Genomic DNA, 22186 nt, shown 5'->3' on the forward strand with positions numbered 1-22186 from the left:
GGCGCGGGCTGCACCTGTCAACTCTGACAGTTGCGGCAACGGCCGCGCGCGCCCTAACGTCGTACCACCCAGCACATCGAATAAAGGAGGCTCCGATGACGACGCCGACTCGATATTCAGCGTTGCCCCCCACATATCGGAAGGTCTTGAAAGCCAGGCGCCTTGTCGTCCTGTATTTTTTCAACAGGCGCTGCGGGGCCTGCGAATTTTCCGGCCCGGTCTTTCTTGAGATCGCCAAGCCCTTTCGGCCCTGGATGGATATCTTCATGCTCGATACCGCACAGTCGATTCGCCATCCGGATGTCAAGGGCACACCGACCGTGTTGTTCTACAAGGAAGGCGTTCTGGTCAAAAAACTGAAAGGCATTGGTTCGGAAGAATCCCTCCTGCAAGACTTCACCCAACTCCTCGGCAAAACCCGTCACCCCGCTGTACCGCGCAAATCGGCCCATGACCTGAACTGGCTGCGTGACACCCTCCGCACCCTTTGCACCGTCCACCGCGCAAAACGGCGGAACCTTTCCTGAAAGTGCCATCCAAGCACCATCAGGCAGTTGCACCTTCGCTCCTATTGATCTGTAACAACTAGCCTCGAAACCAGATTGGACAAGCTCCAATCCGGCTGCTTTTCTTTATTTCTCAGAAAGAGAAGAGTGCTGCCGGCCCTCGGGTCGCAGCCTTGCTACGTCCCAGGAGGGGTCAATGTCCTTTAAAGTCATGATGGTTTTCGGCACTCGCCCGGAGGCCATCAAAATGGCTCCGCTGGCCCGGATTCTGCGTCAGTGGCCCGACATCAAACTCAATATCTGCTCCACCGGCCAGCATCGCGAGATGCTCACTCAGGTGCTGGATGCGTTCGAACTGACGGTCGATGAAGACCTGCAAGTCATGACCCAGGGCCAGACCCTGAATGGTCTGTCGCAGCATCTGCTCACCCAGCTCGATCAGGCCTACGAGCGGGTCAAACCGGACATCGTGCTGGTCCACGGCGATACCACCACCAGCTTCATCGCCGCCCTCGCCGCCTTCAACCGCCAGTTGCCCATCGGTCACGTCGAGGCAGGCCTGCGTACCGGCAATCTGCGCGCGCCCTGGCCCGAGGAAGCGAATCGACGCCTGACCGGCGTGATTACCGACCTGCATTTCCCGCCGACCTCCAAGTCCGCCGCCAATCTGCTGCGCGAAGGCGTACCCGAAGACAACATTGAAATCACCGGCAACACCGTGATCGATGCCTTGCTGTGGATGCGCAAGCACCAGCAGGATATCGAATGGCATCCGCCTGCCGATTCACCTCTGGCGGCGCTGGATGACCAGCGCCGGATGATTCTGGTCACCAGCCATCGACGGGAAAATCTCGGCGACGGTTTCCGCAATATCTGCCAGGCGCTGGCCGAACTGGCAGAACAATACCCGGACGTGCAATTCGTCTATCCGGTGCACCTCAACCCGCTGGTGCAGGAGGTGGTGTACGGCATGCTGGCCGACAAACCGAACATCTATCTGGTGCCACCGCAGGACTATCCGAACTTCGTCTGGCTGATGGGCCGCGCGCACTTCATCCTGACCGACTCCGGCGGCGTCCAGGAGGAAGCCCCGGCAATTGGCAAACCGCTGTTGGTGCTGCGCGACGTCACCGAACGGCCTTCAGTGCTCGAGAGCGGCACCATGCTGCTGGTCGGCACCGACAAGGCGCGCATCGTCAAGGAAGCCCGCCAACTGCTGGACGACCCGTACACCTACGCCCGCATGAGCCGCGTGCACTTCCCCTATGGCGACGGTCACGCCAGCGAACTGATCGCCACCCGCCTCCACGCCTGGCTGAGCGCACGCTCGGCGGCGGGTAAAGGGGTATGAGTCTGGGTTGGGTCGATTTCTTCGCGTATGTGCTGTTCGGTCTCAAATATGTGGCGATTGCCCTCGCTCTGTTGATGTTCATCCTCGGCCTCGATGACCTGTTCATCGACCTCGTCTACTGGAGCCGCAAGTTCATCCGGCGCTGGCGGATCTACGAGAAATTCAAGCGTGCCGACGAGGAACGCCTGTATTCGATTCCCGAAAAGCCGTTGGCAATCATGGTGCCGGCGTGGAACGAGGTCGGCGTGGTCGGTGAAATGGCACGTCTGGCCGCCTCGACCATCGACTACGAGAACTATCAGATTTTCGTCGGCACCTACCCCAACGACGCCGAAACCCAGGCCGATGTCGATGCGGTCTGCCAGCACTACCCCAACGTGCACAAAGTGGTCTGCGCCCGACCCGGCCCGACCAGCAAGGCCGACTGCCTGAACAACATCATCGACGCCATCCTGCGCTTCGAGAGCGAGGCGAAAATCCAGTTCGCCGGGTTCATCCTGCACGACGCCGAAGACGTGATTTCGCCGATGGAATTGCGCCTCTACAACTATTTGTTGCCGAACAAGGATCTGATCCAGATTCCGGTCTACCCTTACGCGCCGGAGTGGAAAGGCTTCACCGCCGGTCATTACGTCGATGAATTCGCCGAGAACCACGGCAAGGACGTCATCGTCCGCGAAGCGCTCACCGGTCAGGTGCCCAGCGCCGGCGTCGGCACCTGCTTCAGCCGCAAGGCCATCAGCGCCCTGCTGGAAGACGGCGACGGTATTGCCTTCGATGTGCAGAGTCTTACCGAGGACTACGACATCGGTTTCCGACTCAAGCAGAAAGGCATGAAATGCATCTTCGCCCGTTATTCGGTCAGCGATCCGAAACTGGCGCTGGAGCAACCCTGGGTGTTCGGGATGAACCGCGAGTTCTCCCAGGTGATCTGCGTGCGCGAGCACTTTCCCCGCGACCTGCAACACGCGATCCGGCAGAAATCGCGATGGATTGTCGGCATCGTGTTCCAGGGCACCAAGAACCTCGGCTGGAGCCGCAAGGGTCTGCTCAACTACTTCCTGTGGCGCGACCGTCGCGGGCTGATCGCCTATTTGCTGAGCTTCCTGGTGAACCTGCTGTTTCTGGTGCTGCTGGCGATGTGGGCGGTGACGATCATCTCCCCGGACTCGTGGCGCTACCCCTCGATCCTCGCCGACAGTTCGCTGCTCTCGGTGCTGCTGTGGCTCAACGGCCTGATGCTGCTCAATCGCCTGTTCCAGCGCGGCTGGTTTGTCACTCGTTATTACGGTTTGGTTGAGGGTCTGCTGTCTGCGCCGCGCATGATGTGGAGCAACTTCGTCAACTTTTTCGCCAACCTGCGCGCCCTGCGTCAGGTCATGGAAATGGGCGATTCACGTCGCGTGGCCTGGGACAAGACCACCCACGAATTCCCGGCGCTGACCAAGGCGCAGCGCACGCCGCTCGGCCATCGCCTGGTGGAAAAAGGCCTGCTTACCGAGGAACAACTGGAGGCCGCGATCACCAGCCCCGTACGCCGTCGACTAGGCCGCGAACTGTTGCTGCGGGAGTACATCGACAGCACTCAACTGGTTCAAACACTCTCCGAGCAGCTGGATCTGGAATGGGCGCCACTCAATCCGTTCAAGCTCGACAAACACCTGATCGATGCCGTACCGCGCCGGGTCGCCTCTCACTACGGCATTTTGCCAGTGGCCGAAGAAGGCGACACGCTGATTCTGGCCTCTGAAGGCCCGGTCAGCCAAGTCTCGCTGGGCGCTATCAGCCGTCAATTGAAACGCCCGGTGCGCAGCCGTCTCGCACCTCAGGGCCGCGTCACATTGGGAATTCGTTACTGGTACGCCAGCCCCCGCCAGAGTGAGGAAGTGCGTCATATGCTCGAAGTGCTTGAGCGCCATCAGGACGATGAAGCCCTGCTTGAACGGGTCAGCCGCCATCAGGTGCTGCTCGGCAATCTGTTGCAGGTGCGCGGGATGGTGCCACCCACCCTGTTCAATCAGGCGCTGATCGACTTCGATGCCGAGAAGATGTCACTCGGCGAACATCTGATTTCCCGGGGCATAATTACCCAGGAAGTATTGGAACAGGCCCTGGCCGATCAGGCCAGCGAACAGCAAGCCGCCTACCGCATTGTCCGGGAGGTCGCATGAAGCCTGTGCATCGTCAAACCTTGCTGATGGGCAGCCTGTTGCTGGGCCTGAGCACCGCATATCCGTTACAGGCCGCGCCACTGAGCGATTTCGAACAGTTCCGCAGCTATCCCTACATGGACCGCAGCTATCGCGAGGCGAAAAAGGCCAACTGGAAAGAAGTCGAACGACTGATGCGCCACTTGCTGGAAAAGGTCCCGAAAAACGACGAGGCCCGGGCACTGTTGGTGGAATCCCTGGCCAAGCAACGCCGTTACAAGGAAGCGCTGCAAGCCTTGCCGGACGACAGCGATGCCCTGCTCGACCTGCGCCTGACCTGGATCGAACAGGACCCGCCGACCAGCACACAAGTTGAACGCTGGATGGCCACCAGCAATCTGAATGATCGCGTACGCCTCTGGCAGGCCTACAGCCTCAGCCTGGCCAAGTTCGGCGGCGCGGCCAAGGCCCATGACTGGCTGGCACAACTGGCGCCCAAGGGTGACGACAACATCTTGCGCCTGGCCCGCGCCAACTGGTCGGAGCAATTGCGCGACTGGAGCGGCACCATTGACCAACTGGCGCCACTGGCCGCGCGCAGACAACTGGACGCCGAAGGCTGGCAACGGCTGGCCAACGCCTACGTGCAGCGCCTTGATGAAAAGCCGCTGCAGCAACTGTTGCAACAGGCGCCAAGTCCCGAGGCCGCACGCAACATTCGCCTGGCAATGGTCGACCGCGCCATCGCCATGGGTCACGAGCAACAGGCCCAGCGCTGGATGCAGTCGCTGTCGGCCAGCGACCTCGCCGATCCGGCGCAACGTCAGCGACTGTGGGAACTGGCGCGCAAGACCGAAGACGTGCCCACCGTGCAGCGCCTGAGCAACGATCTGCAACGGCCTTGCCTGGAAACCGCCGAATGGCTGTCGCGCCAGGATCCGGAAGCCGCACTCAAGCAACTGCGCAGCTGTACGCCGACGGACGATCCGCAGACCTGGCTGGTACTCGCCCAGCGCCTGCAAGCCACGGATCTGCTGCAACGCACGCGTCTGCCGGAGCCTTGGGACAGCCGGCGGCAAACGCAGGTGCTCGACATCTGGCAGGAGCAAGGTCGCAGCGCCGAGGTCAATGCCTGGCTGGCCGGGCAGAAACAGACGCCCGATATCGTCAAGCGCCGAGCCGAACTGACGCAGCGCATGGGACGAATGATCGAAGCGGAGACGCTGTGGGAACTGCATTACCGGCAGACCGACAACCTGTCCTCGCTGAATCAGGCCACCTATCTGGCAGTGAATGCGGGTGATCGCGCGCATGCCCAACAGTTGCTGGAATCCGCGTTCGATCGTCATGGCGGGCGTCTGCCGGCGACGGCGTTGCAGCGTCTGGCCGGTTTGTATGCCGCAGCGCCATCCACGACACCCGAACAACAGCGGCGTATGGCGCTGCTGCTTAACCGGGTGGACGGCGCCACGCGCGGCCAACTGCTCGCGCAACTCGCGGAGACCGGCCAGTGCGACGCCGTGCAGCAAGCCATCGGCAGCCACCCGCAAGCGACTGGCGATTACCGCGCGCTCGGTCGCTGCGCCATGCCCGATCGCCCGGGCGAAGCCGTCGTTTATTACCAGCAGGCTGAAAAGCTCGGCAATCGAGACAGCCGCCTGCCGCTGGCCTATGCCCTGGAAGCGGCCGGTGATTCTGCCGGCGCGCTGGCCATCTGGCGCAGCTTCTCGACCGCCGAACTCAGCGACAACGCGCGTCTGACAGCCAGCCGCAGCGCACTGAATGTCGGCGACAGCCAGACCGCAGAAACCTACTGGCAACAAAGCACCACTCGCGGCGCCAATGAATGGGCCCTCGGCGCAGCCATCGCCGACGCACGGGGTGACCACGCTCAGGCACTGCAACGTCAGCGCCAGGCCCTGCAACAGGCACCGGATGCCGGGCACTTCTACGCCGCATCGGTCTCTGCGCAAAAGGCAGGCGATTTGCCGCAAAGCACCGCGTGGCTGGCCGAAGCGGTACACCGCGAGCCGAACAACCCGCGTTATCGCGCCGACTACGGCATGCGCTTGGCCGGTGCCGAAACCCGCGAAGAGCGCGCCACGGCGATTCCGTATCTGCAACAGGCCACCCGCGATTTCCCCGAGGATTACCGCCTCGGCGAAACCCTGGCCTGGCGCTACGACGAAGTCGAAGACAGCGCCTCCGCGCGCAAGGAACTGCACCGGGTGATCGATCTGGAGCAGAACCCGGTGGCGGCCGATGACGAAGACGGCAGCATGGAAGCCCGGCGTTACCGCCAGCGCCGTGCCCATGAAACCCTGTCTCGTCGCGACAGCCGAACGATTGCCAGCACCTGGTCGCCGGCCGGAATCTCGACTAACGACTTCGTGCGCCCGGACGACAGTAAAGGCTCGCGCCGTCGCTCGAATTCGCAAAATGTGCAACTGGCGATGTGGGACCACGCCCTGGGCGAAGAACCAAGCCGCGCCGGCAGCACGCTGTCGGTGTACGGACGCGTCTTGCTGGGCGGACAAGGTCGCTCAAGTTACGCCGAGTCCCTCGCCGCCGGGGTCGGCCTGCGCTACAAACCGTGGGGCACACAGAACATCAACTTCTATGGCGAGATCTACAAGCAAAGCCAGTTCGACGATAACGACAGCCACAGCCTGAGCCTCGGCCAGATGCTGGTGCCGGAAAAACTGTTCGATCAGGTCAACGATCACCGCAAGGACGGCCACACCACCACCGACTACCTGCTGCGCGCCACCGCCTCATTCCTCGATCAGGGCAAGTACCGCAACGACTGGCGGGTCGACGAAAACGACTGGGACGAGCGTTTCCTGTACCTCGACGCCGCGTGGTGGACGAAGACCGGCGATCACCAGTGGCTGTCGCGCTTCCAGCAAGGTCATGCATGGAAACTGCCGTTCAACGGAGCCCAGACGATCATGCCTTACGGCTTCCTCGAATTTGCCAGCCAGGACCCAAGCAACGACTGGCGCCAAGACCTGCGCACCGGTGTCGGCTTGCGTTGGCAATGGTGGTATGACGAGGATCGCTACAACGCCTACCGTTCGAAACTGACGGTTCGCACCGAATACCAACAATCGCTGGGCGGCAATCTGTATGAAGGCGGCAATGGTGTGCTGCTGGGCGTGGAGTGGAATTTCTGATGGCTCGATGGATGTTGTATTTGTGCCTGCTGATGAGCACCACTGTCGCCAAGGCCGATGAGCGGGTGTTCTATCAGCCGCTGAATGTCGATGCCGGGCTGACCCAGGCGCAGTGGCAGAAAGTCTGGCAAGACACCGCAAAGCAAGGCACGCGAACCGTGATCGTGCAGTGGACGGCTTATGGCGACTCGGACTTCGGCGGCGCCAATGGCTGGCTCGCCAACAGCCTGAAACTCGCTCAGCGACAAGGTCTGCAACTGGTGCTCGGCCTGGCGATGGACCCGGCTTACTACAAACGGATCGATGAACTGGATAGCGCCGGTCTCGGTGCCTACTGGCAGGCACAACTGGGCCAGTCGCTGGCCCAGCAGCAGAAACTGCGCCAGGACTGGAAACTGCCGGTCAGTGGCTGGTATCTGCCGCTGGAACTGGACGACTTGCACTTTCTGCCGGCAGATCGACGGGCCACGCTTGCGCGTCAGTTGAAGGACTTCGCCGCGAAACTCAATGCACCGCTACATGTCAGCGCCTTCAGTGCCGGCAAACTGGCCCCGGCGGTCAACGCTCAATGGCTGGGTGAGTTGACGGTGGCCGGGGCGCAGGTCTGGTGGCAGGACGGCGCGGGAACCGGTCGTTTGTCACCACTGGTGCGCAACAGTTACGCCAGTGCGCTGCCCTGCTCCGTGGGTATCGTGCGCGAAGCCTTCCGCCAGGTCAGCCGCGAGGGCGAGCCCTTCCGTGCCGAACCGGCCAGCCCGGATGCGACCTCGACCGGCTGTCATCATAACGCGGTGTTTTCCCTGCGCTATCGACCGTGGGGCTCGGTAATCCTCGACAACCAACGCAAGCATCCGGGCAGCAATGTACAAAACCATTGAAGACGAAGTCCTGAAGAAGAGCGCGCCCGCCGAACTGTGGAGCGAGTTTATACAGCATGAGTTCGAGCGGCTGCATTCGTTCTGCCTGTTGATCTACTTGGCGAGCATCGGCATCTGGCTGGCCTTCGACCTGATCGTCAGCTTCATCGGCAATCAGGGATTCACCTGGCGTTCGATGGTGTTCATTGCAGCCTTTGCGATTCTTGCTGTGGTGTTGATGTTCACCCGCAAGGCCCGACACTTCGACTGGCTGAACCTGACATTCGTGGTGATCATCACACTCGGCATCCGAATGGTGATCGACGGCCTGCCGCCAACCTTTCATGGCATCTGGCTGGTGCTCGCCGCAGCCACTACGTTGTACAGCGCCTCAGTACTGCCGCTCAGCCGCTGGTCGTTCTTCGGTGCCCAGGTCATCACCTGGCTGGTGCTCAATCCGTTCATGAACACCGGCATCGACCTGCTGGAACTCAAAGGCGTGATGACCATCGCCTACAGTGTTTTTCTCTGTGCATTGACGATCTATACGTTTCTGAAGCTGCGCGAGGCCAAGCTCTACAACTACATCATGTCCAAGCTGTTGCTGGACCAGGCCTACAACGACACGCTTACCGAAATCCCCAACCGCCGCTCGTTCATGACCCGCGCCGGAAAAACCCTGCAAGCCGTGCCGCGCGAGCATGACCATTACCTGGCGATGATCGACATCGACAACTTCAAGAAAGTGAATGATGTGTACGGCCACGACATCGGCGATGAGGTGCTCAAGCGCATCGCGGCGGACATCAAAACCGTGATGTCACGCTTCGAATATGCCCGACTGGGCGGTGAGGAGTTTGCGATCTATCTGGCCGGTGTGCGCCGCGAAGATGTCGAGGCGCTGGCCGGGGAATTGTGCCGGGTGGTGCGTGAGCAACCGACCCGGCACCCGGTGACCATCAGCATCGGTCTGGCCCGGGTCGAGGACAGCGACACCCTCAACCAGGCCCTGATCAAGGCTGACGAAGCGTTGTACGAGTCAAAGCATACCGGCAAGGACCGGTACACTTTTCATCAGTGAGGCCGTCAGGCCTCACGCACCAGCAACACCCGCGTCACGCGACGTTCTTCGACTGCCATTACGGTCATGCCCCAGCCTTCATGCTGCAGACGATCGCCCTTCATCGGCAGGCGATCCAGCAGGCTCATCACCAGCCCGGCCAGGGTCTGGTAATCCTCGGTCGGCTCGGCGCGAAAACCGGTGTGTTCGCGGATACGGGACAGGTTCAACGCACCGTTGACGATAAACCCGCCCTGCTCCTCGACCACGTCGGGGCCAGCGATTTCGCTGGCGTCCGGCAGTTCGCCGGCAATCGACTCGAGAATATCGGTCATGGTCAACACACCCACAAAGTCACCGAACTCGTTCACCACAAAGGCAATGTGGGTCGAGGCCGCACGCATTTGTTCCAGTGCGTTGAGGATCGAATAACTGTCCAGCAGATTGACGGTCTTGCGCGCCAAGTGTTCAAGGTTCGGCTCGTTGCCGGCCAGGTATTCCTTGAGCAGTTCCTTCTTGTGCACGAAGCCCAGCGGCTCATCCACTGCGCCGTTACGAATCAACGGCAAGCGCGAATAGGACGAATGCATCAACCGTGTACGAATAGCCTCGGCGTCGTCGGCCAGATCAATGTGATCGACATCGGCGCGCACCGTCATCAAGGCACGAATCGGTCGCTCGGCCAATTGCAGCACACCGCTGATCATCACCCGCTCGCGACGGTCGAACAACTCCGTGCTCGGCGCTTCACCGTTGTCCAGCAAGTCGGAGATTTCCTCGCCGACTTCTTCCACCGCCAGTTTGCGACCACCCAACAGACGCATCACCGCGTGAGCCGTGCGCTCACGCATCGGTCGCAAGCCCTGCATCGAGCGCTTGCGACGAGCGCGGGCGATCTGGTTGAAGATCTCGATCAGGATCGAGAAACCAATGGCCGCGTACAGATAACCTTTCGGAATGTGGAAGCCCAGGCCTTCGGCCGTCAGGGCAAAACCGATCATCATCAGGAAGCCCAGACACAGCATGATCACCGTCGGGTGGGCATTGACGAAGCGGGTCAGCGGCTTGCTGGCAACGATCATCACACCGATGGACACGATCACCGCAATCATCATCACCGCCAGTTCATCGACCATGCCAACGGCCGTAATCACCGCGTCCAGGGAGAACACGGCGTCGAGCACGACGATCTGCGCCACGATCGGCCAGAACAGCGCATAAGCGGTGTTGGTCGAGCGCTCACCGATGTGGCCTTCCAGCCGTTCGTGCAATTCCATGGTCGCCTTGAACAACAGGAACACACCACCGAACAGCATGATCAGGTCACGGCCGGAGAAGCTCTTGCCGAACACCTCGAACAACGGTGCCGTGAGGGTGACCAGCCAGGAAATACTCGCCAGCAGGCCAAGACGCATGATCAGCGCCAGGCTCAAACCGATGATGCGTGCGCGGTCGCGCTGATGCGGCGGCAGTTTGTCCGCCAGGATCGCGATGAACACCAGGTTGTCGATACCCAGTACCAGTTCCAGCACGATCAGTGTCAACAAGCCCAGCCATGCCGTGGGATCCGCTAACCATTCCATAATCTGTCTCTATCTCTCGTCAGTGAATTCAGGCTGCCGGACACGGCAAAGTGCGGCGCGAAAGCTCGAAGGCTGCGCCTACAACGATAGTCGGTAGTCGGAAGACCGGATGTTGCGAGTGCGTCAAGACCGCGCCATGGCGCGAGGGGAACGGGGTTCCTGGAATAGAACTGGGAGGCTCCGAGAGGGTGTTCATGCAAATCCTGAATGAAAAAAGGCCTTGAAGCGTACAGGCTCAGATGACTTTTCCTACAGCTGGAAATCATTTCAAAATCTGTACGCCGCCAGCTTATCGCCGTCCCCGTCAGCATCGGCAACCAACGGATGTTAAGGGCTAACGCCCGGCAAACCTGAGGCGAGACAACCGGCGCAGGTCGCCCTCGACGTAGTAATCGTTGGTCCAGCTGTCATCCGCCGCCAACGGCTGCACCTGCTTCAACGCCAGTTTTTTCGCGAAGTAGCGAAAACGGTAATGCTCGTAGAACCGCAGCAGCTCCAGGCCATAGCGGTCCGCCAGATCGGTGTCGCCGCGAATGATCAGGTAGTTCTCGTCATTGCCGTTGCTGGCGGAAGTGCTGAGGTTGTGGCTGCCGCTGATGATGGTCGGGCTGTCGCTGGTGAAATCAGTGACCACGGCTTTGGTGTGCACCAGCAGGTTGCCTTTCTGGCCTTTCATGTTTTCCCGCAGCCAGCCTTCCAGCCCGGTGTTGAGCAACGCGGTGGCGGCAAACTCGGCAGTTCGGTCAGCATGGAACCCGGTGATGCGGCTGACGGTGTTTTGCAGGCCGTAACGCAGGATGTCGTCCTGGGGCTGGCCGAGCAACGCGTTGAGAATCGCGTCGGGCAAGGTGAATGCGGTAACGAACAGCAGGTCTTTCTTCGCCCCCTCGATGATCTCGACGAACTCCCGCAAGTCGGCGCCGCCGGTGCGCGGGGAGAACCCGGCGAACAGGGGTTGCGCCGGGTTCATCGGGTTGTGTTGGCTGATCCAGTCGCGGGTGGCGCCGACATCCGCCGGCTCGGCCCAGATCTGCTCGAAGGTTTTCAGGTAACTCGCGCTGACCGGCGAATCGTCCAGCACATGCACCACGTTGGCCTGGCGGTACACGCCGTTGGCGGTGAAGTTGGTGCTGCCGCACAGCACCGCTTGCGGCTGACGTTCGCCGCCTGCGTCGAGGCGGCTGAGGACGATGAATTTGTTATGGAAAATATTGTGGGTGACCCGCCCGCGCTTGCTGCTCGCCGGCAGTCTCGCAAGGCTCGCTTCATTGATCGTGGTGTCTTCGTCATCGGGCCGGGCGTGATACAGCACGCGCACGTGAACACCTCGATCGAACGCCGCGTTCACCGTGTCGATGATGGCTTGCAACTGGTATTCGTAGATCGCGATGTCCAGCGCCCACTGGCCGTCCACCGCACGCTCGATAAAACCTTGCAGACGCCCGAGCAGGCCGTTCTCCAGCCATTGCCGTGCAGCGTCGGGCCAGGCTTCGATGGGCATGTTCTTGTTGGCGCTGATCTGTGCGTCGAGATCGGGAAACTTGCGCTGAAACGCCTGACTGGCGGCCACGGCGCGGTTGAAGATCACGCCCTGATTGGCGGGATGACCGTCGTCGGAGCAGATTGTCAGTTCCAGCGCCTCACCGAGTTGCGGCGCATCCGGCGAGCCATACGCCAAGTGCACGCGATAGTGAATCGTCATGCCCGGATTGACCGCGTAATCGGCCCAGCGAAATTTCTGCAACGGCGCCTTGTCGCTCGGCGTGGCGTGGAACTGCGCGAAGGTATGGGCCCTGCCGGGAAAGGTCAGGCTGTTGAACAGGAACAGCCACGGTTTGTCGCCCTGCTGCTTTTCGATGGCAAACCCCAGCAAGCCTTTGCGGCGGGGTTCGGCGAGGTCCATGGCGAGCAGCACGCCGTTGGTGCCGGCGTACGCCTTGACGCGAAAATCGTCCTGCGGATTGGCGACCAGTACGCGCATGATTCACTCCCTGTGATTTGGCCTTACTGCAGCATAGCTCTCAGACCGACAACAACTCGTCGATATGCCGGTAATCGGCGTCCAGTGCTGTCGCCAATTGTTTCGCGCGGCCCAGGCGAATCGGCCCGCGCTCGATATCGATCAGCAGGCTGGGACACGCGAGCGCGGGCAGTTCCGGACAGTTTTTCAAACGGCCATCGGTGATCACCAGCAACCGCTGTTGTTCCGCGGCAAAACGCTTGCGCCGCACCGCCAGCCAATGCCCGGCCTCCGTCAGCGCTGCCAACAGAGGCGTGCCGCCTCCCGCGCCCAATCCATCGAGCCACGCGCGCAACCCGTTGGAGGCCTTCAGCCCTTGCACCTGCCATTTCGGCGCCGCGCCGCTCGCGGTCAACAACGCAAGACGCGCGCGCTGCCGATAAGCGTCGTCGAACAGTTGCGCGAGAACGCCCTTGGCATCGCTCAAGGCTTGATGGCGACGGGTCGAGGCCGAGGCGTCGACGATCACCAGCCACAGTTCATGGGGCGTGCGGGTGCGCAGTTGAAACAGCAGATCCGCCCGGGTTTTCGGACGGCCATTGAGCAAGGTTCCGGGCCAGTTCACCGAGCCACTGCAAGCCTCGTGACGCTTGCCCTGGCGACCGTTATCGAGGCGTCCGGCGCGGGGTCTGGCATTCGCCCCCGCGTCGGACCGGGGGCGAATGCCTAAAGCTTTTTTGGCCAGGTCGGAACTTCACGGCGTGCGCCGGTAACCAATGCCGGTGCCGGCATTTCACCCCATTGCCCCTGCCCTTCGCTCGGTTCGGCGTGAGTACCGGACGGCGATTGCGCCGGTGGCTGTGCAGGGGATGAAGACTGTTCGCGGCGACGATGGCGCAATGCAAGCTCAGCCACGGCATCAATGTCTTGCTCGGCAATGGTTTCAGCCCCGCGCCACGCCGCATGAGCCCGCGCCGCACGCAGCCAGACCAGATCGGCGCGCAAACCGTCGACGCCTGCCGCAAAGCAGCGCTCGGTGATCTGTGCCAGCGCTTCATCGTCGAGGGGAATATTCGCCAAGGCATGGCGGGCGCTTTCACAACGCTCACGCAGAGCTTGCTGATCAGCCTCCCACTGCGCACAAAACACCTGCGGGTCGCTGTCGAAATCCAGCCGACGACGAATGATCTGCCCCCGCTCGGCCGGCGCCGTATGACCGCTCAGCGCGACGTTAAGGCCGAAACGATCCAGCAATTGCGGACGCAATTCCCCCTCTTCCGGGTTCATCGTGCCGATCAATACGAACTTCGCCGAATGTCGATGGGAAATGCCGTCGCGCTCGATCAGGTTGGTGCCGCTGGCAGCCACATCAAGCAGCAGATCCACCAGATGATCCGGCAACAGATTCACCTCATCGACGTACAACACGCCGCCGTCCGCCTTCGCCAGCACACCCGGAGAAAACTGCGCACGACCGTCGCTCAACGCCGCGTCCAGATCCAGCGTGCCGACCAATCGCTCTTCAGTAGCACCCAACGGCAAGGTAACGAACTGACCACTGGCCAACAGATCCGCCAGCCCCCGGGCGAGCGTCGACTTGGCCATGCCACGCGGGCCTTCGATCAGCACGCCGCCGATTTTCGGGTCAATGGCCGTCAGGTACAGCGCCAGTTTCAAATCATCGGCGCCGACCACGGCGGAGAGCGGGAAATGCGGGGTGTCGGTCATGTTCAGTCTCAGCTCTCTTCTTCTATGTCCAGCAGCAGGTTTTCCAGGGCTTCTTTGTAGGCGCCCGGCTCCTGCCACATCCCGCGCTGCTGCGCTTCGAGCATGCGTTCGGTCATGTCGCGCAGTGCGTGGGGATTATGCTCGCGCACGAACTCGCGGGTCGCCGGGTCCAGCAGATAGGCATCCGCCAGCAATGCGTATTGGTGATCGTCGATCAGTTGCGTGGTGGCATCGAAGGCAAACAGGTTGTCGACCGTCGCCGCCAGTTCGAACGCGCCTTTATAGCCGTGGCGCTTGACCCCGTCGATCCATTTCGGATTCGCCGCCCGGGAGCGGATGACCCGGTTCAGCTCTTCTTTCAAGGTGCGAATTTTCGGCAGGTCCGGCTGACTGTGATCGCCGTGATAACTGGCCGCTGCTTCGCCGCGCAGGCTTTCCACGGCGGCGAGCATGCCGCCCTGGAACTGGTAATAGTCGTTGGAATCGAGCAGGTCATGCTCGCGATTGTCCTGGTTCTGCAGCACCGCCTGCACCTGGCTCAGGCGCTGGACGAATTGCTCGCGGGCGGCGGTGCCCTCGTCGGAACCGCCGTAAGCGTAGGCGCCCCAGTTCAGGTAGACCTCGGCCAGATCCTCGCGGGTTTGCCAGAGGCGTCCGTCGATGGCGCCCTGCACGCCCGCACCGTATGCGCCGGGTTTGGCACCGAAGATTCGCCAGCCGGCCTGACGCCGGGCAGCCTCGTCATCCAGCCCCGACTGACGCAACGCCTCACGTTCGGCACGCACCTTGGCGGCCAGCGGGTTGAGGTCGTCCGGCTCGTCCAGTTCGGCCACGGCTTGTACGGCGGCGTCGAACAGGCGAATCAGGTTGGCGAACGCATCGCGGAAAAATCCGGAGACCCGCAGCGTGACATCGACCCGAGGACGGTCGAGCAGGCTCAGCGGCAGAATCTCGAAATCATCGACCCGCTGACTGCCGGTGGCCCACACCGGACGCACGCCCATCAACGCCATGGCCTGAGCGATGTCATCGCCGCCGGTGCGCATGGTCGCGGTGCCCCAGACCGACAGGCCGAGTTGGCGCAGGTGATCGCCGTGGTCCTGCAAGTGTCGTTCGAGAATCAGGGTCGCGGACTGGAAACCGATCCGCCACGCCGTGGTGGTCGGCAGATTGCGCACGTCCACCGAATAGAAATTGCGCCCGGTGGGTAGCACGTCGAGGCGACCTCGACTTGGCGCACCACTTGGGCCAGCGGGGACGAATCGGCCGCTCAACGCGTCGAGCAAGCCGCGCATTTCGGCCGGGCCGCAGGCGTCGAGGCGTGGGGCGATCACTTCGCGCAGGGCGTGGATGATCGCCTGCACATCTGACCAGCCTGAAGCATCCAGTTGCGCCACATCACCCACCAGCGACTGCTCGATCAAATGCGCCGCGAACAGCTCAAGGCGTTCACGGGTATCCCCCGCCGTACGCCAGACTTCATCGCTCAACGATTGCAGTTCCATTGGGCGCAGGCCAGTCCAGGGTTCGGCAAGTGCACAATCCAGCGGATCGAACCCCAACTGAAACGCCTTGGCCAGCGCCCGCAACAGACTCGACTGAGCCCCTTTGCCATCGCCGCGCGGAATCCGCAGCAACGCCAGCAAGGTGTCGATGCGCAAACGCCCGGTCGGCGACTCACCGAAAATATGCAGGCCATCGCGGATCTGCGATTCCTTCAAGTCACACAAATAAGTGTCCAGACGCGGCAGCCAGATCGCCGCATCGGCGTCGCTGTCGAGGGCGGCATCCAGCTGCAATTCGCGATCAATCTGCGTGTCACGCACTAACTGGAGGATGTCGCGCTGCAACTCGCGGGCGCGGCGCGGATCGAGCAACTGAGCTTCGTAATACTCGTCCGCCAACAATTCCAGATTGCGCAGCGGACCGTAGGTCTCGGCGCGGGTCAGCGGCGGCATCAAGTGGTCGATGATCACTGCCTGAGTGCGACGTTTGGCCTGAGCACCCTCGCCCGGATCGTTGACGATAAACGGGTAGATATTCGGCAGCGGCCCGAGCAATGCGTCCGGCCAGCAGTTTTCCGACAGGCCCACGCCTTTGCCGGGCAACCATTCAAGGTTGCCGTGCTTGCCGACGTGAATCACGCCATGAGCGCCGTAGGTCTGGCGCAGCCAGAAATAGAACGCGAGGTACGCGTGCGGCGGCACCAGATCGGGATCGTGATACACCGCGCTCGGATCAACCTGATAACCCCGCGCCGGTTGAATGCCGACGAAAGTCAGGCCAAAGCGCAGGCCGGCGATCATCATGCGCCCGTCCCGGCACATCGGATCGTTTTGCGGCAAGCCCCAGCGCTCCAGCACCGCCGCGCGATTGGCTTCTGGCAGCGCATTGAACATCTTCAGGTAATCGTCCATCGCCAGGCTTTGCTGGCACGGGCGCTGATCGAGCGTATCGAGATCGTTGCTGACACCGCCGAGCAATTGTCGGATCAGTTCGGTGCCGCTGTCCGGCAGTTCGGCCGGCAGCGGATAACCTTCGGCCTGCAACGCCCGCAGGATATTCAACCCGGCGGCGGGCGTGTCGAGGCCGACGCCATTGCCGATGCGTCCGTCTCGGGTCGGGTAATTGGCGAGGATCAGCGCGATGCGCTTTTCAGCGTTCGGCACCCGCGCCAGATCGACCCAGCGGCGCGCCAGTTCGGCGACGAAATCCATGCGCTCGGGTTGGGCCCGATAACACACCACGTCGGACTGACTGCGCTCGCTGCGCCAGGCCAGATCCTTGAAGCTGATCGGTCGGCTGATGATCCTCCCGTCCAGCTCCGGCAACGCGATGTGCATCGCCAGATCCCGCGGGCCGAGGCCCTGCTCGCTCTCGCGCCAGCCGGGCTCGTTGTCCTGGGCGCAGATCGCCTGAATCACCGGAATGTTGCGACGGAATGGCCGCAGATGCGGCGCTTCCGGGCTGGACTGAGCGAAACCGGTGGTGTTCAGAATCACCGAGGCTCCGGCCTCATCAAGCCAGTCCTCGACCACCGACAGGCAGCCGGGCTCTTTCAAACTGGCCACGGCGATCGGCAGCGGATTGAGTCCGGCAACCTGCAGCCGTTGGCAGAACACGTCGATAAACGCCGTGTTCGCCGCTTGCAAATGCGAGCGATAAAACAACACCGCCGCGACCGGTTGACCGGGCCGCCAATCGGCTTGCCAGTCACTCAGTGCGGCGGTGTTTTTATTCGGGTGATAAATCGCCGTGCGCGGCAGCGCTTGCGGCTCGCCCCACACGTAATCCCGCGCCAGCCAGCGATTGGCCAGGCAGTGGAAAAAGTCCAGCGCATTGCCAAGGCCACCCTGGCGCAGGAACTGCCAGAGACGGTCGCGATCCTCGGCGCCCACGGTGCTCAGGTCGCTGAGTTCCGGGTCGGGACGGTCATCGCCCGGCACCAGAATCACCTGCACGCCACGCTCGGACAATTCGACCAGCCGCTCGACGCCATAACGCCAATAAGCGATGCCGCCGTGCAGCGAAATCAGAATCACCTTGGCGTGGCGCAGCACTTCATCGACGTACAGGTCGACCGACGCATGGTTCTGCACCTGCATGGGGTTGGCCAGCCGCACGCTCGGGTAATCCTCGGGCAGTTGCTGCGCCGCTTCGGCGAGCAGCGCGAGGCTGGAATCGCCGCTGCACAGGATCACCAGCTCGGCGGGGGTTTGTCCAAGGTCGGCAATGTTGTCGTCCGACACGAATCCGCCGGGCTGGGTCCTGAGCAGGTGCATGGCTTAAACGCTGAGCGCGGCGCGCAGTTGCGCTTCGAGCTGGGCAGCGTCCAGTGCCTGACCGATCAACACCAGACGCGTCACGCGTACCTCGTCGGCGCCCCACTGACGATCGAAGTGCTTGTCGAAACGCGTGCCCACGCCCTGGATCAGCAGGCGCATCGGCTTGTTCGGGATCGCCGCGAAGCCTTTGACCCGCAGGATGCCGTGCTGAACCACCAGTTGCGTCAGCGCGTCGAGCAGCAGGCTTTCGTCAGCTTGCGGCAGTTCGATGGAGATCGAATCGAAGGCGTCGTGATCGTGGTCGTCGTGATCGTCATCGCCTTCACCGTGGTGGTGATCGTGATGGCTGTGGCGGCCGTCGATGTGTTCTTCGGAACCGGCACCGAGGCCGATCAGCACGTCCAGCGGCAGGCGACCGTTGCTTGCTTCGATGATTTTCACGGCTGGCGGCAGCTCTTCGGCGACTTCCAGGCGGACACGCGCGAGGTCTTCAGGGCTGGTCTGGTCGGCCTTGTTGAGGATCACCAGATCGGCGCTGGCCAGTTGGTCAGCGAACAGTTCGTGCAGCGGAGATTCGTGATCCAGGTTCGGATCGAGCTTGCGCTGGGCATCAACCTGATCCGGGAACGCGGCGAAGGTGCCAGCGGCCACAGCCGGGCTGTCGACCACCGTGATCACCGCGTCGACGGTGCAGGCACTGCGGATTTCCGGCCACTGGAAGGCTTGCACCAGCGGCTTTGGCAGGGCCAGGCCCGAGGTTTCGATCAGGATGTGGTCGAGGTCGCCGCGACGGGCCACCAGTTCGCGCATCACCGGGAAGAACTCTTCCTGAACCGTGCAGCACAGGCAGCCGTTGGCCAGTTCGTAGACGCGGCCGGTGGCTTCTTCTTCGGTGCAGCCGATGGTGCATTGCTTGAGGATTTCACCGTCGATGCCCAACTCGCCAAACTCGTTGACGATCACCGCGATACGGCGGCCCTGGGCGTTGTCGAGCATGTGCCGCAGCAAGGTGGTTTTGCCCGAGCCGAGGAAGCCAGTGACGATGGTGACGGGAAGTTTGGCCAGTGTTTTCATCGGATGCCCTTTGGCAAGGTGGCGGGCATACGGGACGAGACCGGCAACGCGGGTGCGTGCCTGGAGAGTTCGCCACCGGATCACCCCGCCCGGTTGAAAGTGAGAATCTGTGACGAGGCAGGTCTCCTGGCTGACGGTGTTCGGGCCTTGGCCCGGTATTCGCTGCGCCTTCCCGCTGGCTCTGGATTGAGTTGGCAGTGGCGTGGCAGCGAACAGCACCGTTCACAGTTGCGGGGGCAGCCGCGGCTTGGACCGCGTTCCCTTCTTAGCTTCGGCGTGGGCCGAAGAACCTCGAAAGCGCAAGGCTACGCAGGGTGTGGGGATGGGTCAATGGTTGGTGGATTTTGGGATTTGGGGCATATCCGTTGCTTCGGGTGCTGCCGCTGGCGGTTTCGCTCTTACAGCGAGTCCCTTTTTCAAACGCCAAAAAGGAACCAAAAGGCTTTTGCCCCGGCGTACGGCACTTCGCTTAGGCGCAGTGTTCCCTCGCTACGGTGTCCATCAGGGGGCATCGCCTACGGTTTGCTTCGCTGCACCTCCTCTCGATGTATGCGGCTTCGCCGCACGGCGCTGCGCGCCTACCCCCTGATGGACACCTCCGCTCGGCCTGCCGAAGGGGCTAAAGATCAAAAGCAGATCAAGAGCCCCTCACCCTAGCCCTCCCGAAACGTCGGACCGCCCGTAGGGAGAGGGAACCGACCGAGTTGATTGGGAGAGTTGCGCCGACATGAAATACCGAGTCGAACTCAGACTTTGAAAAGCCCACAAATCGGCTCCCTCTCCTCGGGGAGAGGGGTAAACCCACCAAAAAACCAAAGCCGAACACCCGCCCCTCACCACTCAACACGATGAGCGTTAGCTCGAGTACCGCTTTTGATCGCAGGGCCCGTCGGCAGGCTGAGTGGAGGGATTGATCCGGGGGTGGGAGCGCAGCGACCGTGCGGCGCAGCCGCATGCATCGAGAGGAGGTGCAGCGAAGCAAACCGTAGGCGATGCCCCCGGATCAATCCCGGAGCGAAGGAACCCCGAGCCTCAGCGAGGGGCCGTACGTCAGGGTGCAGCCTTTTTGGTTACTTTTTCGGCGTTTGGAAAAAGTGACCCGCCGTAAGGGCGGAACCCTAAGCAGCCATAACCGCAGCAACGGATCTGCCCCCAATCCCAATCCCAATCCCAATCCCAATTGACTCAAATCCCCCGCCCATGGTCTCCTACACAACTTGTTACGGGTGCCCCTCACAGGGTGAAACGGGAAACCGGTGAATCATGTGCTTTACTCTAAAGCCATGTCAGTCCGGTGCTGCCCCCGCAACGGTAAGCGAGCGAAGCGTCAGATCCACTGTGCCCACGGGCATGGGAAGGTGACGCTTGCAGGTCGGCAGACAGCCACCCCTCGTGAGCCCGGAGACCGGCCCGCAACACACAGTGCGCATCTTGCGTTACTGAACATAACAAACCCGCGGTGGGCGGGCGCTGTTCGAACCTCTGCGCGCCCGGCCGCAGGGGTTTTCATGCGCTCTATTCACCCGCTGACACTTCAGAGGGAAGCGCCATGTCGATCATCAGCAGCACCGGCAGCAATTCGGACAAGATCTCCAGCACCACCACCCTGAGCCAACGCCTGACCGCCGCCGTCTGCGCGTCGATCCTCGGTGCGTGCCTGGTGTACTTCGCCGGTTTCTCGCACATCGAAGCGGTGCACAACGCCGCGCACGATACCCGCCACAGCGCCGCGTTCCCGTGCCACTGAGACCTGCCGACATGATCAAGCGTATTGCGCAGACCGCAGGTTTCACCGGCCTTCTGGCCGCCCTGCTCCTGACGTTGCTGCAAAGCTTCTGGGTTTCGCCGCTGATTTTGCAGGCCGAGACCTTCGAGAAAGCCGAACCGGTGGCCGAAGTTCACGAACACGCCGCCGGCACCGCCGCCCACACCCACGATGCCGAAGCCTGGGAGCCGGAAGACGGCTGGCAGCGCGTGGTGTCCACCACCGGCGGCAATCTGGTGGTTGCCGTGGGTTTCGCCCTGATGCTGGCGGGCCTGTACACCCTGCGTGCGCCGACCAAAACTTCGCAAGGCCTGCTCTGGGGTCTGGCCGGTTATGCGACCTTCGTACTCGCGCCGACCATGGGCCTGCCACCTGAGCTGCCGGGCACCGCCGCCGCGGATCTGGCCTCGCGGCAGATGTGGTGGATCGGCACTGCGGCCTCCACCGCTGTCGGCCTGGCCTTGATAGCGTTCAGCCGCCACTGGCTGATGAAGACCCTCGGCGTGGCGATCCTTGCCGTGCCGCACGTGATCGGCGCGCCGCAACCGGAAGTGCATTCGATGCTCGCCCCGGAAGCCCTCGAAGCCCAGTTCAAAATCGCTTCGCAGCTGACCAACGTCGCGTTCTGGCTAGCCCTGGGCCTGATCAGCGCCTGGTTGTTCCGCCGCAAAAGCGAAGGTCAGTACCACGCATGACCGATGACAGCGCAGCGCCGACCTTCGTGGTCGGCCTGGGCTGCCAGCGCGGCTGCCCGGCCAGTACGCTGCGTGCATTACTTGATCAGGCATTGCAGGCTCATCGGATTGATCTTGAGAAGGTCAAGGCACTGGCCAGCATCGACCTGAAACGCGACGAACCCGGTTTGCAGGAACTCGCCGCCCAACTGGCGCTGCCGTTGCTGTATTTCAGCAGCGAGGAACTGGCCAGTTATCAGCAACGCTTGAGTCACCATTCACAAATCGCCTTCGAACGCACCGGCTGTTATGGCGTAGCGGAAAGTGCCGCGCTGGCGCTCGCCGAACAATTGATCAGCGGCCCGGCAAAACTGCTGATTTCCCGGCAAAAGTACGCCCAGGCAACTCTGGCATTGGCCGGCGCGGCGTAAATTCCCGATAATCCCCGCTTTCGATCATGAGCATTCTTCATCTGAAGGGCTGGTGAAGCACCGCCCTGCCCCTTTTCTACAGGATC

At 62.1% G+C, this 22186-nt stretch carries 15 protein-coding genes and 2 riboswitches; of the genes, 9 read left to right on the top strand and 6 right to left on the bottom strand.

The window, feature by feature from the left end; genetic code table 11:
* The first annotated feature begins 95 nt into the window (after window positions 1-95).
* The 6 genes from QRN46_RS07770 to QRN46_RS07795 all read left to right on the top strand — a co-directional run bounded on the left by QRN46_RS07770 (window position 96) and on the right by QRN46_RS07795 (window position 9121).
* A complete protein-coding gene (locus QRN46_RS07770; RefSeq protein WP_285354475.1) occupies window positions 96-527 on the top strand; it encodes a thioredoxin family protein in 432 nt (143 codons plus the stop codon).
* 175 nt (window positions 528-702) lie between these two features.
* Window positions 703-1857 (top strand): non-hydrolyzing UDP-N-acetylglucosamine 2-epimerase, encoded by a 1155-nt coding sequence (gene wecB, locus QRN46_RS07775; RefSeq protein WP_201818414.1) that lies wholly within the window; start codon window positions 703-705, stop codon window positions 1855-1857.
* Window positions 1854-4028 carry a cyclic di-3',5'-guanylate-activated glycosyltransferase NfrB gene (gene nfrB / locus QRN46_RS07780; RefSeq protein ID WP_285354476.1) on the top strand — a complete coding sequence of 725 codons (2175 nt, stop codon included), beginning with the start codon at window positions 1854-1856 and terminating at the stop codon, window positions 4026-4028. The genes wecB and nfrB overlap by 4 nt, the downstream gene beginning before the upstream one ends.
* Complete coding sequence (locus QRN46_RS07785) at window positions 4025-7183, top strand: NfrA family protein (protein ID WP_285354477.1); 3159 nt, start codon at window positions 4025-4027, stop codon at window positions 7181-7183. The genes nfrB and QRN46_RS07785 overlap by 4 nt, the downstream gene beginning before the upstream one ends.
* A complete protein-coding gene (locus QRN46_RS07790) occupies window positions 7183-8061 on the top strand; it encodes a DUF4434 family protein (protein WP_285354478.1) in 879 nt (292 codons plus the stop codon). The genes QRN46_RS07785 and QRN46_RS07790 overlap by 1 nt, the downstream gene beginning before the upstream one ends.
* Window positions 8045-9121: a GGDEF domain-containing protein gene (locus QRN46_RS07795; RefSeq protein WP_201818406.1), complete on the top strand. Its 1077-nt coding sequence runs from the start codon at window positions 8045-8047 to the stop codon at window positions 9119-9121. The genes QRN46_RS07790 and QRN46_RS07795 overlap by 17 nt, the downstream gene beginning before the upstream one ends.
* Window positions 9122-9126: 5 nt before the next feature.
* Here QRN46_RS07795 and QRN46_RS07800 read toward each other — a convergent pair whose 3' ends face one another.
* From QRN46_RS07800 to cobW, 6 genes are all read right to left on the bottom strand, one after another.
* Window positions 9127-10683, bottom strand: a complete 1557-nt coding sequence (locus QRN46_RS07800; RefSeq protein ID WP_285354479.1) for a TerC family protein — start codon at window positions 10681-10683, stop codon at window positions 9127-9129.
* Between the two features lie 334 nt (window positions 10684-11017).
* The gene (locus QRN46_RS07805; protein ID WP_285354480.1) at window positions 11018-12664 is read right to left on the bottom strand and encodes a phospholipase D-like domain-containing protein; all 1647 of its coding nucleotides are present in this window, start codon (window positions 12662-12664) and stop codon (window positions 11018-11020) included.
* Window positions 12665-12704: 40 nt separating this feature from the next.
* Entirely contained in the window at window positions 12705-13367 is a 663-nt protein-coding gene (locus tag QRN46_RS07810) for a vWA domain-containing protein (RefSeq protein ID WP_285354531.1), read from the bottom strand.
* A 2-nt stretch (window positions 13368-13369) separates the two neighbouring features.
* Window positions 13370-14371, bottom strand: a complete 1002-nt coding sequence (locus QRN46_RS07815) for a magnesium chelatase ATPase subunit I (RefSeq protein WP_011334487.1) — start codon at window positions 14369-14371, stop codon at window positions 13370-13372.
* An 8-nt stretch (window positions 14372-14379) separates the two neighbouring features.
* A complete protein-coding gene (gene cobN, locus QRN46_RS07820) occupies window positions 14380-18153 on the bottom strand; it encodes a cobaltochelatase subunit CobN (RefSeq protein WP_011334488.1) in 3774 nt (1257 codons plus the stop codon).
* A 3-nt stretch (window positions 18154-18156) separates the two neighbouring features.
* Window positions 18157-19230 (bottom strand): cobalamin biosynthesis protein CobW, encoded by a 1074-nt coding sequence (cobW, locus tag QRN46_RS07825; RefSeq protein ID WP_011334489.1) that lies wholly within the window; start codon window positions 19228-19230, stop codon window positions 18157-18159.
* 99 nt (window positions 19231-19329) lie between these two features.
* Window positions 19330-19539, bottom strand: a riboswitch (cobalamin riboswitch).
* Between the two features lie 898 nt (window positions 19540-20437).
* Window positions 20438-20658, top strand: a riboswitch (cobalamin riboswitch).
* Window positions 20659-20779: 121 nt separating this feature from the next.
* Between cobW and QRN46_RS07830 the strand changes: the two genes are divergently transcribed.
* The 3 genes from QRN46_RS07830 to QRN46_RS07840 are packed head-to-tail and all read left to right on the top strand — an operon-like array spanning window position 20780 to window position 22100.
* Entirely contained in the window at window positions 20780-20977 is a 198-nt protein-coding gene (locus QRN46_RS07830) for a CbtB domain-containing protein (RefSeq protein WP_007959524.1), read from the top strand.
* Between the two features lie 11 nt (window positions 20978-20988).
* Window positions 20989-21690, top strand: coding sequence for a CbtA family protein (locus QRN46_RS07835; RefSeq protein WP_011334490.1), 702 nt, complete (start codon window positions 20989-20991; stop codon window positions 21688-21690).
* Entirely contained in the window at window positions 21687-22100 is a 414-nt protein-coding gene (locus QRN46_RS07840; RefSeq protein WP_011334491.1) for a cobalamin biosynthesis protein, read from the top strand. The genes QRN46_RS07835 and QRN46_RS07840 overlap by 4 nt, the downstream gene beginning before the upstream one ends.
* The last annotated feature ends 86 nt before the right edge of the window (window positions 22101-22186 follow it).

Origin of the sequence: Pseudomonas sp. lyk4-R2A-10, from assembly GCF_030209075.1 — a bacterium.
In the GTDB taxonomy this organism is placed as follows: domain Bacteria; phylum Pseudomonadota; class Gammaproteobacteria; order Pseudomonadales; family Pseudomonadaceae; genus Aquipseudomonas; species Aquipseudomonas glycinae.